Raw genomic sequence first — 12,357 nt, forward strand, 5'->3', positions numbered from 1 at the left:
CATTCTACCGGCGTGCTACCGCAACAACGGCACGCCGTCCGCGTCCGTGGAGTAGAAGCCGCTGCGCGTGCAAATTCTGACGAGGTCGCACAGCACCCAGATCCCCAGCACCCCCAACACGACAAAGCCAACCAAGAAGAACGTCGTCAACCAGCCGAAGAAGTGGAGCCCCAATTGGACAAGCCCCCGCTTGGTGTACCCCAAGTAAAAATTGTGCACACCGAAAAGCCCAAAGAAAAGGCACAGCAGGACAGCAAGGGGCCATGCGCGGGGCTGCCTCACAGGCTGCACGGATGCGGTTGAGGAGCGAAGTGTTTCGAAGTGATCCGACAGCGCGGGAGCGCTCGCGCTACCGGGTCTGCCGCCGTAGAACTGCCGGGTGCGCGCCCACTCGTTGGCAGCCGCGCCCTGCTCGTCCCAGTACCAGTCATCTGCACCATTGCCGTGTCCACTGGGGTACCCGCTCCCGTAGGGTCCACCGGTGTTGTTGTTGCTGCCGTTGTCATAGGGGTTCGTCATGTCTCACACCTTACTCAGGCACCCGAACACGCCCGGGCACGCGAAACGCCCACCCCGACCCGTTCGCAAGTGCGAGGGTGAGGCGGGCGTCGATAAGCGAAGGGTGCTTACGCAGCCTTCGGAGCGTTGACGTCCTCCGGGAGGGCGTTCTTGGCAATCTCGCAGATCGCGGAGAACGCAGCGAAGTCGTTGACGGCAAGCTCGGCGAGGATCTTGCGGTCGACCTCGACCTCGGCCAGCTTCAGGCCGTGGATGAGGCGGTTGTAGGTGATGTCGTTGAGACGAGCAGCGGCGTTGATGCGCTGGATCCACAGCTTGCGGAACTCACCCTTGCGCTTACGACGGTCGCGGTACGCGTAGGTCTGGGAGTGCAGCCACTGCTCCTTGGCCTTGCGGTACAGGCGGGAGCGCTGGCCGCGGTAGCCCTTCGCGGACTTGAGGATTGCGCGGCGCTTCTTCTTGGCGTTGACTGAACGCTTCACACGTGCCATGAGTCAAACTTCCTTTACTTATTCGGTATTTGTGCTGGTTACGGGGCGCTGGTTGAACTATGCGCGGCCAAGAAGGCGCTTCATGCGCTTCTGATCTGCCCGTGCGACGTCGGTGGTGCCGGACAGCTTGCGGCGACGCTTGGAGGACAGCGACTCGTTGAGGTGGCGCTTGCCGGCCTGCTCGCGGCGCAGCTTGCCCTTGCCGTTGACCTTGATGCGCTTTGCGGTGCCCTTGTGGGTCTTCTGCTTCATGGTAAAAGCCCTTCAGAGTTGAAAATGTGTGCTACTTCTTGCCCTTGCGAGCCGGCCCGAAGACCATCGTCATGTTGCGACCGTCCTGCTTCGGACGAGACTCGACCACGCCCAGCTCACCGATGTCGTCTGCAAGACGCTCGAGGAGGCGGTAGCCGAGTTCCGGACGCGACTGCTCGCGGCCACGGAACATGATGGTCACCTTGACCTTGTTGCCCTTCTCCAGGAAGCGCTCGACATTGCCCTTCTTCGTCTGGTAATCGTGCTCATCGATCTTCGGGCGGAACTTCTGTTCCTTCACCACGGTCTGCTGCTGGTTCTTGCGAGCCTCGCGGGCCTTCTGATCCTGCTCGTACTTGTACTTGCCGTAATCCATGATCTTGGCCACGGGCGGCTTGGCCTTCGGCGCGACCTCGACCAGGTCGAGGTCCGCGTCGTACGCCAACTTGCGGGCATCATCCGTGCGGACAATGCCCACCTGCTCGCCGGACGGGCCGACGAGGCGAACTTCCGGTACGCGGATTCGTTCGTTGATCCGAGCTTCAGCGCTGATGAGAACTCCTAAAGACGAGAATGACAATGTGATCGCTACCAAGCCCCAAGCGACGTCATCCCACACGAAAAACCCGCTAGCGTTTACGCCAGCGGGAGTTCATCCGTTCAGCACAACACACGTCTCGCGTGTGCCATACCGTTGACCCGTATCCTGCGCTGCTGCGCGGCGTGGGGTGGGAGTAACTCCACTTGCGGCCCGTACACCTGAATCAGGAGCACTGGGCGGTAGTGGTGCATATGCTAGCAGCCGTTGCGAGAGACACCAAATCGCACGCCGAGACGGGCTATTTCGATTCTCCGCACCCCGCCCCGGCAGCTAGTGCAGGACCTTTTGCAGGTACTCGCCCGTAAACGAACCTTCCACCGCTGCCACGTCCTCGGGCGTTCCCTGCGCAACCACGGTGCCGCCGCCGGAGCCGCCCTCCGGGCCCATGTCGATGATCCAGTCGGCGGACTTTACAACGTCGAGGTTGTGCTCGATAACCAGGACGGTGTTGCCCTTCTCCACCAGGCCGTTGAGCACGAGCATCAGCTTGCGAATGTCCTCGAAGTGCAGGCCGGTCGTCGGCTCGTCCAGGATGTAGATGGTGCGGCCGTTGGATCGCTTTTGTAGCTCGGTTGCCAGCTTCACGCGCTGCGCCTCGCCGCCGGACAGGGTCGTCGCGGACTGTCCCAGGCGGACGTAGCCGAGGCCGACGTCGACAAGCGTGGCGAGGTACCGGTGAATGGAAGAAATCGGTTCGAAGAACTCGGCGGCCTCGGAGATCGGCATCTCCAGCACCTCCGCGATCGTCTTCCCCTTGTAGCGGACCTCGAGGGTCTCCCTGTTGTAGCGCGCGCCGCCACACACCTCGCAGGGCACGTACACATCGGGCAGGAAGTTCATCTCGATCTTGATGGTGCCGTCGCCGCGGCAGGCCTCGCACCGGCCACCCTTGACGTTGAAGGAGAAGCGGCCCGCCTTGTACCCGCGCACCTTCGCCTCCTGTGTTTCGGCAAAAAGGTTGCGAATCTTGTCAAACACGCCCGTGTACGTCGCCGGGTTCGAGCGCGGCGTGCGCCCGATCGGGCTCTGATCTACCTGGACCAGCTTGTCCAACGAGTCCAGCCCCTCCACGCGCTTGACGCGGCCGGGAACCTGGCGGGCGCCGTTCAGTTCGTTCTGCAGAGTCTTGGCCAGGATCTCGTTGACCAGGGTGGACTTGCCGGAGCCGGACACGCCCGTCACCGCGACGAGCAGGCCGAGCGGAATCTCCACGCTGACGTTATTCAGGTTGTTCTCGCGGGCCCCGACCACCTTGATCTTCCGGTCCTTATCCAGCGGTCGCCGCTGCGAAGGCACCTCGATCTTCTTGCGGCCGGCGATGTAGTCGCCGGTGAGCGAGCCTTCCGCCTCGACGAGTCCGTCGGGCTCGCCCTGGTAGACCACCTCGCCGCCGTACTCACCGGCGCGCGGGCCGATGTCGATGAGCCAGTCCGCCTCGCGGATCGTGTCCTCGTCGTGCTCCACCACCACGAGTGTGTTGCCAAGGTCACGCAGCTTCTTCAGCGTGGCGATGAGCCTGTTGTTGTCGCGCTGGTGCAGGCCGATGGAGGGCTCATCCAGCACGTACAGCACGCCAGCAAGTCCCGAGCCGATCTGCGTGGCCAGGCGGATACGCTGCGCCTCGCCGCCGGAGAGCGTCCCGGCGGAACGCGACAGCGTGAGGTAGTTCAGGCCCACGTCCAGCAGGAAGTGGAGCCTTGCCTGGATCTCGCGCAGCACGGCACCGGCGATCATCTCCTCGCGGTACCCCAGCACCAGGTGGTCCAGGTATTCCGACGCGTCCTCGATGGACAGCTCGGTCAGCCCGGCAATCGAGCGCTCGCCGTGCGTCGTGGAGTCCAAGCGCACCGCCAGGATCTCCGGCTTCAGGCGCGCCCCCTTACACGTCGGGCACGGGACCTCGCGGGTGTAAGCGAGCAGCCGCTCCTTCTGCGTGTCCGTCTCCGCCTGCTCGAGCTTGCGCTCCAGGTAGCCAATCACGCCTTCGTACGCGGCGTTGAAGGAGCGCTGCCTGCCGTAGCGGTTCTTATACCGCACGCTCACCTTGGTCTTCGAACCGTTGACCAGGTGCTTCTGCTGCGTCTTGGTCAGCGAGGAGAACGGGACGTGCGCGTCGAAGCCTTCTTCCTTGGCCAGCGCCTCGATGAGCCGCACGAAGTACTTCTTGTTCGGGCTCGAGTTCCACGGCTGGAACGCGTCGACCGCGGGGGCGTCCGGGTCCGGGATGACCAGGTCGGTGTCAATCTCCTTGCGCATCCCCAGGCCGTCGCAGGCCGGGCACGCGCCGAACGGGGAGTTGAACGAGAATGCGCGGGGCTCGTACTCCTCCACGTCCAGCTTGTGTCCGTTCGGGCAGGCCATCTTCTCCGAGAAGATCTGCACGCGATCCGGGTCGTCCGCGTCCAGGCCGACGAAGTCGAACCCGACGAGCCCGTCGGCCAGCTTCAGCGCGGTCTCGACGGAGTCGGTGAGGCGCTGCTTTTGGCTCTCCTTCACCTGCAGGCGGTCTACGACGACGTCGATCGTGTGCTTGATCTGCTTCTCCAGCTTCGGCGGTTCGGAGAGCTGGTAGGTCTCCCCGTCCACGTTCACGCGGGAATAGCCCTGGGAGGCCAGGTCTGCGAACAGGTCCTGGAATTCGCCCTTGCGCTTGCGCACGATCGGCGCGAGCACCTGGAACTTCGTGCGCTCCTCGTACTCAAGGACCTGGTCGACGATCTGCTGAGGCGTCTGCCGCTGGATTACCGCGTCGCACACCGGGCAGTGTGGCGTCCCCGCGCGCGAGTACAGCAGACGCAGGTAGTCATAGATTTCCGTGATCGTGCCCACGGTCGAGCGCGGGTTGCGGTTCGTGGACTTTTGGTCGATGGACACCGCGGGGCTGAGCCCGTCGATGTAATCCACGTCCGGCTTATCCATCTGCCCCAGAAACATGCGGGCGTACGAGGACAGGGACTCCACGTACCGGCGCTGGCCTTCCGCAAAGATCGTGTCGAACGCCAGGGAAGACTTGCCCGAGCCGGAGAGCCCGGTAAACACGGCCATCTTGTCTCGCGGTAGCGAAATGTCGACGCCCTTGAGGTTGTGTTCGCGCGCGCCGCGCACGGTCAGCCATTCGGCCACGTCACCACGTCCCTTCCCTAGCGGTTCTCTGTGGGGTTCAGTCCTAGAAACTACCAACTCGGGCCACCCCCGAGCTATTCCCGCCCGGCTACGCTGGGGCGCCATGACGCTTTCATTGCACCAGATTTCCGTCTCCGAGATGGACAACAACTGCTACCTCATCGCTTCCCAGGGCAAGGGGCTGCTTATCGACGCCGCCGCCGACCCCGCCGCACTCCTCTCCCTCGCCAGCGACGCAGGCGTAGAGATCACCGACGTGCTCACCACGCACCGCCACCACGACCACGTCCGCGCGCTCAAGGAGGTCCTCGAAGCGACCGGCGCGACGCACTGGGCGCCGTTCCTGGACGCGCCCGCACTGCCGGCGCCGGTGGACCGCGAGCTCAAGGACGGCGACACCCTCGAGTTCGACGGCCAGCAGTTCCCCGTCATGATCCTGCGCGGCCACACCCCCGGCGGCGCGGCGCTCGCGGCGGAGATCGACAGCGCGACGAACCTCTTCGTCGGCGACTCCCTCTTCCCCGGCGGCCTGGGCAAGACGGCCTCCGAGGGCGATTTTGTCCGCCTGTTCAACGAGGTGAAAACCAAGCTGTTCGACGCCTACGCGGACGACACCATCGTCCGCCCAGGCCACGGGAAGCCGACGACGCTGGGCGAGGAACGACCCCACCTGGATGAGTGGTGGCAGCGTCGCTGGTAGCCGAGCGTTTTTCACCGAGTTTCCCCGATGAGACCGGAACGTAAGTACAGTTGTGCCCAGAAGAGTCCCGCTGTGGGCTCCAGCATGAACCTGAATAAACCACGATCAAATGAAAAGGACTGGTTTGCAAGATGATCCGTAAGATCGCTCGCCCGATGTTGGCGTCCGTTTACATCATTGACGGCGTTGAGACCGCGCTGAACCCGGCGTCGCACAAGGACGCTGCGGACTCCGCACTGAAGAAGGTGCGCTCCGTACTGCCGCGTCAGTACCGCAGCTTCCTGCCGAAGGACCCGGAGACCGCCGCCCAGATCGTGGGTGGCGTCAAGGCCGGTGCCGGTAGCCTCTTCGCCATCGGCAAGATGCCGCGCACCTCCGCGTCCCTGCTCGCCCTCTCCACCGTCCCGTCCCTGATCGGGCGCAACGCGTTCTGGGAGGCAGATGATGCGGACGACAAGGCCCGCCGCCGCACCGGCGCGCTGACCGATGTCGCACTCGCAGGCGGCGTCCTGCTGGCTACCGTCGACACGGCCGGCAAGCCGGGCCTGCAGTGGCGCGCGCAGAATGCCGCAAAGGTTGCGCGCAAGAACGTCCAGCAGGCGCTGCCCACTCAGTCCGAGACCGAGAAGACCATGAGCAAGGCCAGCGACTGGTTGTCCGACACCACCGACCAGGTCACCAGCCAGGTCACCAGCTACGTCGATGACAACAAGGACGACTGGAAGAAGGCTGCCTCCCACGCCACCGAGGTAGCCGGCGACTGGTTCGAGGACGCAAAGAAGCAGACCTCGAAGTTCCTCGCTGAGACCTCCGACCGCGCGCAGGACGCGTACAAGGACTTCGACGCGGAGAAGCTGATCGAGCAGGCTACCCCGTCCAAGCTCGAGCAGTTCCAGGCCAAGCGCAAGGTCCACGGCATTGTCGGCGACCTGCAGGGCTCCATCGATGACCTTCGCCCGAGCACCCTGGAGAAGCTCTCCGCAAAGCACAAGGTGAAGAAGAACCATGCGAAGCTGGAAAAGAAGGCGCAGGGTTCCGTCGATAAGCTGCAGGCTGCGTTTGACAAGCTCGACGCTGACCCGTCTTGGATTCAGAAGCTGAAGTGGAAGCGCAAGGCGAAAAAGGCCGAGAAGCGCGCCAAGAAGTCGGTGAAGAAGCTGCAGAAGAAGCTGGGCTAATCCCCCGCTTTCGCGCACCGCGGCCCCGCCACCCCGGAATAATCCGGGCGGCGGGGCCGTTTGTTGCTTACACGGCGCGGCTTGACCGCGGAGAATCGTGAGGAGGTACACGCGGGTGAGAAATCCCCAACACATCGCATCCGAGCAGGCTTACGTCGATGAGCTCTTCCGGCACCTGGATGCGGAGGTCACCGCAGCCCAAGAGAAGCTGGCTGCGGTGCAGCGCGACGTCGACCCAGACAACCCGGACTCGGACGCACTCGTGCGCCGCGAAACGGAGTACCACGGGCTCAACGCCAAACTCGATGCACTCAACATCGCCGAGGTGGGGCTGGTCTTCGGCCGCATCGACGTCGCCGACACGGACGTGGAGAATCCGGTCCCGGGACGTCCTGGGCTCGAGCGGCGTTACATCGGTCGCATGGGGATGGACGATCGCGCGGACAACTACCGCACCCTCCTGCTGGACTGGCGCGCGCCGCTGGCGCGGCCGTTTTACCTAGCAACCACGGCGCACCCCGAGGGCGTGGAACAGCGCCGCAACATCCGCATGCACGGCCGCAAGGTGACGGCGGTGGATGACGAGGTCCTGTCTGGAGACAGCACCGATGCCGACCAGCCTGGCGCCGCGGAGTCAGCGACCGACGGCGGCAACGTCGGCTCCGAGGCCGCGCTGCGCCGCGCCATGAACACCGCACGCACCGGCCACATGCAGTCCATCGTGGAAACGATCCAGCGCGAGCAGGACGAGATCATCCGTGACGCCACTCGCGGCGTCATGGTCGTCCAGGGCGGCCCCGGCACCGGCAAGACCGCGGTGGCGCTGCACCGCGTGGCTTACCTGCTGTACACCTGGCGCGAGCAGCTTTCGCGCACCGGCGTGCTCATCATCGGCCCGAACCCGACGTTTCTGGAGTACATCTCCCGCGTCCTGCCCGAGTTGGGCGAAACCGGCGTCGTCCTGTCCACCATCGAGGACCTCGTCCCCGGGTTCACGCCGGCGCGTGACGCGGAGCCGCTGGCTGCGCGCGAGGTCAAGGGCTCGGAGGAGATGGTCACGGTGCTCAAGCGTGCCGTGCAGGCCTTTGAGACGGTGCCCGAGCGCCCCGTCACCTTGAAGATCGACTCCGTCGACATCGAGGCCACCCCGGCGATGGTAAGGGCGGCACGTACCCGCGCCCGGCGTTCGCGCAAGCCGCACAACCAGGCCCGCGAGTACTTCGCCGAGCACCTCACGCAGTCGCTCGCGGAGGCCCTGGCGGAGAAGATCGGCGCGGACCCGCTCGGCGGCCGCAACCTCCTCTCCGCCGCAGACGTGGACCAGCTGCACGACGACCTCGCCGACGACCCGCAGGTAATCGCCCTGGTGGACGAGTACTTCCCGGAGCTCGACCCCGCAGAGGTCCTCGACGTCACGCTCACGGACCGCGCGCGCATCGCAGAGGTCGCCGGGGACTACGACGCCTACACCCAAGACGCGCTCTACCGCGCGCCGGGTTCGGGGTTCTTCGCGTCGGACACCGCGCTTATCGACGAGCTGTCCGTCCTCATCGGCGTCGTCGCGCCCGAGGAACAGCGCGCGAAGGAGGACGCGCAGTGGCGCCAGCAGGTCGAGGAGGCCGCCGACGCCCTTGACGTGCTCGCGTCCTCCGAGTCCACGGACAACGACGACGACCAGTTCGAGGCGGAAATCCTTTCCGCTGCCGACGTCATCGACGCGGAAACCTTGGCAAGCCGCCAGCGCGTCACCGACATTCGCTCCACCGCGCAGCGCGCGCGGGCGGATCACACCTGGGCCTACGGCCACGTGATCGTCGACGAAGCGCAGGAGCTCTCCCCCATGGAGTGGCGGATGGTGTTCCGCCGGTGCCCGTCGAGGTGGATGACGCTGGTGGGCGACCCCGCGCAGACGTCGGCGCCCGCCGGCACGGACGACTGGGCCGCGTCACTCGCGCCGTTCGTCGGCGAGCGGTTTGTCACCCACGAGCTCACGGTAAACTACCGCACCCCCGCGGAAATCATGGAGTACGCGCGCGACGTCCTGGCGCAGATCGACCCGGAGGCGCAGGCGTCGGTAGCCATCCGCGAGACCGGTGTTCCGGTGCGCCGCCTGCCTGCCGGGACCGACCCGGAGTGGGTGCGCGTGGAGCTGCACCAGGGGGATGCGCAGGAGCAGCGCACCGTTGCCGTCATCGATGCCGCCAACGTGGCGCAGATGAAGGGGTTGGAGTTCGACCACGTCATCGTGGTCGATCCGGACAAAGTAGTAGAGGCCTCGCCACAGGGGTGGCAAGACCTCTACGTTGCCGCTACGCGAGCGACTCAGAGCCTGACGGTGATCGGCTAAGCGCCACCGCCAGCGCCCCGCCGCGCAGCGCGGCGGGGTCACCGTTACTTGACGGTGTGGACGATCATCACGTCGCAGTCGGACTGACGGGCAACGTCAGCCGGCACGGAGCCCAGCAGGCGGCCGGTCAGCGAGTTGATGCCGCGGTTGCCCACGACCAGCAGCTCAGCCTTGTTGTCGTTCACGATCGCCATGAGCGCCTCGACCGGGGTGCCCGGGCGGGTCGCGGTCTGCACATCCTCGACGCCGAAGGAGCGAGCGTGCTCAGCGGCCTCCTCGAGGTTCTTCAGCGCCTGCTCGTCGCCCAGAATCGTCACCGAGTCCTGGCGCAAGGCCTTGGAGGCGTCCTCTTGGGTGCGGTAGTACGCCGTGCCGATGACCAGCGTTGCCCCGAAGGCCGCTGCCATCCGTGCCGCCCGCTCCACTGCGAGGAGGGAGGACTTGGAGCCGTCGGAGCCGACGACGATGGTGTTGTAGTACTCAGCCATAGTGTCTGGGTGACCTTTCATCGAGTTTAGGAATCTGTGGACATGGTACTCCGGGTGCTCCGGGGAGGTTAGTTATGCCCCTCGGCCCTGGTATCTACCAGCATAACGTCCACCGGAGCCTTCTTTGCCACGCTCCCGGGGATGTTGCCAAATACCCGGCCAGCCAGCGAGCGCATCCCCTTATTGCCCACCACGAGCAGGTCGACCGCGTACTCCGCGACGGACTCAAGCAGCACGTTCGCCGGCTGCCCGGCCTTGGTCACGACGTTGACCTTCGGAGCCTGCTCCTCCTGCGCGATCGTGCGGGCGCGGGTCAGGATCTCCTGGGCACCGGTCTCGGTCACGATGTCGATCTTGCTCAGCTCGGCGTTCGTGGAGTTCAGCATGGAACCGGAGGCGGTGTAGTGCGCGCAGATCACGGTAAGCTGGGCGTCGTACACGCGGGCCAGGCTGGCTGCGGCGCGGACGGCCACCAGGGAGGTCGGCGAACCGTCGGTGCCCACGGCGATGGATGTGTAAGTGTGCATGATGGGTATTGCGCCCTTTCTCGTTCTAGTTTCCTGTGTCTTTCATACCACGGAGTTCCTTGCGCAGATCTGCAATCTCATCGCGGAGTCGGCCGGCGAGCTCAAACTTCAGCTCGCGGGCGGCGTCGCCCATCTGCTTCGTGAGGTCGTCGATAAGCTTCTGCACCTCGTCGGAGGCCATGGTGGTCACGTCCGGCTTCTCTGCCACCGCTGCATCCGAGCTCAGGCTCGCCTGCTCCTCGGCATCGCCGTTCTCGTAGACCTGGTCGAGGATGTCGGCGATCTTCTTGCGCAGCGGCTGCGGGTCGATGCCGTGCTCCTTGTTGTAGGCCAGCTGCTTCTCGCGGCGGCGCTCGGTCTCATCGATCGCCTCCTGCATGGATTCGGTGATTGTGTCGGCGTACATGATGACCTCGCCGGAGACGTTGCGGGCCGCGCGGCCGATGGTCTGAATGAGCGACTTCGTGGAGCGCAGGAAGCCCTCCTTGTCCGCGTCCAGGATGGCCACGAGCGAGACCTCGGGCAGGTCGAGGCCCTCGCGCAGGAGGTTGATGCCCACGAGCACGTCGAACTCGCCAAGCCGGAGCTGGCGCAGCAACTCGACGCGCTGCAGCGTATCAATGTCGGAGTGCAGGTAGCGCACCTTGATGCCGTGGTCGAGCAAGTAGTCGGTGAGGTCCTCGGCCATGCGCTTGGTCAGCGTGGTCACGAGCACGCGCTCCTGTTTGTCCACGCGCTGGCGCACCTCGTCGATGAGGTCGTCGATCTGCCCCTTCGTCGGCTTGACGGTCACCTTCGGGTCCACCAGTCCGGTCGGGCGGATCACCTGCTCGACGTACTCGCCCTGCGCGGCCTCGAGCTCGTAGTCGCCCGGGGTCGCCGACATGTACACGGTCTGCCCTACGCGCGCCTCGAACTCGTCGAAGGTCAGGGGCCGATTATCGACGGCACTGGGCAGGCGGAACCCGAACTCCACGAGGTTTCGCTTGCGCGACATGTCGCCCTCAAACATGCCGCCGATCTGGGGCACGGTCACGTGGGACTCATCAATGATGGTGAGGAAGTCCTCCGGGAAGTAGTCAATGAGCGTGGCCGGCGCGGAGCCGGGGCCGCGGCCGTCCATGTGCCGCGAGTAGTTCTCAATACCGGAGCAGAACCCCACCTGCTGGATCATCTCCAGGTCGTACTCGGTGCGCATCCGCAGGCGCTGCGCCTCGAGGAGCTTGCCCTTGCTCTCCAGTTCCTCGAGCCGGTCGGCGAGCTCCTCCTTGATCGCCTGGATCGCCTTTTCCATGCGCTCCTCGGTGGCCACGTAGTGGGTGGCCGGGAAGATGCGCACCTCGTCCTCCTGGCTGAGTACGTCGCCCGTGAGCGGGTGGATGTAGTAGAGCGAGTCGACCTCGTCGCCGAAGAACTCGACGCGCACGGCGACCTCCTCGTAGGCGGGGATGATGTCGACGGTGTCGCCCTTGACGCGGAAGGTGCCGCGCTTGAAGTCGATGTCGTTGCGCTCGTATTGGACGTCCACGAGCAGGCGCAGGAACCGATCGCGCTCGACCTCCTCGTCCACGCGCAGCACGATCGAGCGGTCCAGGTAGGACTGCGGGGTGCCCAGGCCGTAGATGCAGGACACGGAGGAGACGACAACCACGTCGCGGCGGCTCAGCAGCGCGGAGGTTGCGGAGTGGCGCAAACGCTCCACGTCATCATTGATGGACGAGTCCTTCTCAATGTAGGTATCGGTCTGCGCGATGTACGCCTCCGGCTGGTAGTAGTCGTAGTAGGAGACGAAATACTCGACGGCGTTGTTGGGCAGTAGCTGCCGTAGCTCGTTTGCCAGCTGCGCGGCCAGCGTCTTGTTCGGCGCCATCACCAGCGTTGGCCGCTGCTGCTGCTCAATCAGCCACGCCGCCGTCGCGGACTTACCCGTACCCGTGGCGCCCATGAGCACGACGTCCTCCTCGCCGCGGCGCAGCCGCTCGTCCAGCTCCGCGATCGCGGCGGGCTGGTCGCCGGACGGTTCGAACTCGGAAACCACCTCAAACGGCTTTTCGCGCCGCTCAATCTCGCCGACGGGGCGGAACTCGGAGTGCGCAAGGACTGGGTGTTCTGCAGCGAAAGCCATGGCGGT

Annotated in this window: 11 protein-coding genes; 3 read left to right on the top strand and 8 right to left on the bottom strand. The window is 65.1% G+C overall.

Annotation, left to right across the window (positions count from 1 at the left end; all coding sequences use genetic code 11):
* Positions 1-15 precede the first annotated feature (15 nt).
* From FPP74_RS10355 to uvrA, 5 genes are all read right to left on the bottom strand, one after another.
* Positions 16-519 carry a TM2 domain-containing protein gene (locus FPP74_RS10355; RefSeq protein ID WP_095278840.1) on the bottom strand — a complete coding sequence of 168 codons (504 nt, stop codon included), beginning with the start codon at positions 517-519 and terminating at the stop codon, positions 16-18.
* A 107-nt stretch (positions 520-626) separates the two neighbouring features.
* The gene (gene rplT / locus FPP74_RS10360) at positions 627-1,010 is read right to left on the bottom strand and encodes a 50S ribosomal protein L20 (protein WP_095278839.1); all 384 of its coding nucleotides are present in this window, start codon (positions 1,008-1,010) and stop codon (positions 627-629) included.
* 57 nt (positions 1,011-1,067) lie between these two features.
* Entirely contained in the window at positions 1,068-1,262 is a 195-nt protein-coding gene (gene rpmI / locus FPP74_RS10365) for a 50S ribosomal protein L35 (protein ID WP_095278838.1), read from the bottom strand.
* Positions 1,263-1,293: 31 nt separating this feature from the next.
* Entirely contained in the window at positions 1,294-1,842 is a 549-nt protein-coding gene (infC, locus tag FPP74_RS10370) for a translation initiation factor IF-3 (protein ID WP_205691350.1), read from the bottom strand.
* A 291-nt stretch (positions 1,843-2,133) separates the two neighbouring features.
* A complete protein-coding gene (uvrA, locus tag FPP74_RS10375) occupies positions 2,134-4,986 on the bottom strand; it encodes an excinuclease ABC subunit UvrA (protein WP_095548335.1) in 2,853 nt (950 codons plus the stop codon).
* Between the two features lie 103 nt (positions 4,987-5,089).
* Here uvrA and FPP74_RS10380 point away from each other — a divergent pair, with 103 nt between their 5' ends.
* From FPP74_RS10380 to FPP74_RS10390, 3 genes are all read left to right on the top strand, one after another.
* Positions 5,090-5,686 carry an MBL fold metallo-hydrolase gene (locus FPP74_RS10380; protein WP_095548334.1) on the top strand — a complete coding sequence of 199 codons (597 nt, stop codon included), beginning with the start codon at positions 5,090-5,092 and terminating at the stop codon, positions 5,684-5,686.
* Positions 5,687-5,817: 131 nt separating this feature from the next.
* On the top strand, positions 5,818-6,864 hold the full coding sequence (locus tag FPP74_RS10385; protein WP_095536487.1) for a DoxX family protein: 1,047 nt from the start codon (positions 5,818-5,820) through the stop codon (positions 6,862-6,864).
* Between the two features lie 115 nt (positions 6,865-6,979).
* Positions 6,980-9,211 (top strand): AAA family ATPase, encoded by a 2,232-nt coding sequence (locus FPP74_RS10390; protein WP_255456134.1) that lies wholly within the window; start codon positions 6,980-6,982, stop codon positions 9,209-9,211.
* A 44-nt stretch (positions 9,212-9,255) separates the two neighbouring features.
* Here FPP74_RS10390 and FPP74_RS10395 read toward each other — a convergent pair whose 3' ends face one another.
* The 3 genes from FPP74_RS10395 to uvrB all read right to left on the bottom strand — a co-directional run bounded on the left by FPP74_RS10395 (position 9,256) and on the right by uvrB (position 12,351).
* Positions 9,256-9,699 (bottom strand): universal stress protein, encoded by a 444-nt coding sequence (locus FPP74_RS10395; RefSeq protein ID WP_095278832.1) that lies wholly within the window; start codon positions 9,697-9,699, stop codon positions 9,256-9,258.
* A 68-nt stretch (positions 9,700-9,767) separates the two neighbouring features.
* Positions 9,768-10,226, bottom strand: a complete 459-nt coding sequence (locus FPP74_RS10400; RefSeq protein ID WP_144718372.1) for a universal stress protein — start codon at positions 10,224-10,226, stop codon at positions 9,768-9,770.
* Positions 10,227-10,251: 25 nt separating this feature from the next.
* Entirely contained in the window at positions 10,252-12,351 is a 2,100-nt protein-coding gene (gene uvrB, locus FPP74_RS10405) for an excinuclease ABC subunit UvrB (protein WP_095278830.1), read from the bottom strand.
* Between the last annotated feature and the right edge of the window lie 6 nt (positions 12,352-12,357).

The sequence above is a fragment of the Corynebacterium sp. NML180780 genome, assembly GCF_007786415.1.
GTDB lineage: Bacteria > Actinomycetota > Actinomycetes > Mycobacteriales > Mycobacteriaceae > Corynebacterium > Corynebacterium gottingense.

Bases quoted from the DNA above. Each gene is read 5' to 3' on its own strand.
- FPP74_RS10355 (WP_095278840.1), bottom strand. From the start codon at position 519: ATGACGAACCCCTATGACAACGGCAGCAACAACAACACCGGTGGACCC.
- rplT (WP_095278839.1), bottom strand. From the start codon at position 1,010: ATGGCACGTGTGAAGCGTTCAGTCAACGCCAAGAAGAAGCGCCGCGCA.
- rpmI (WP_095278838.1), bottom strand. From the start codon at position 1,262: ATGAAGCAGAAGACCCACAAGGGCACCGCAAAGCGCATCAAGGTCAAC.
- FPP74_RS10380 (WP_095548334.1), top strand. From the start codon at position 5,090: ATGACGCTTTCATTGCACCAGATTTCCGTCTCCGAGATGGACAACAAC.
- FPP74_RS10385 (WP_095536487.1), top strand. From the start codon at position 5,818: ATGATCCGTAAGATCGCTCGCCCGATGTTGGCGTCCGTTTACATCATT.
- FPP74_RS10395 (WP_095278832.1), bottom strand. From the start codon at position 9,699: ATGGCTGAGTACTACAACACCATCGTCGTCGGCTCCGACGGCTCCAAG.
- FPP74_RS10400 (WP_144718372.1), bottom strand. From the start codon at position 10,226: ATGCACACTTACACATCCATCGCCGTGGGCACCGACGGTTCGCCGACC.
- uvrB (WP_095278830.1), bottom strand. From the start codon at position 12,351: ATGGCTTTCGCTGCAGAACACCCAGTCCTTGCGCACTCCGAGTTCCGC.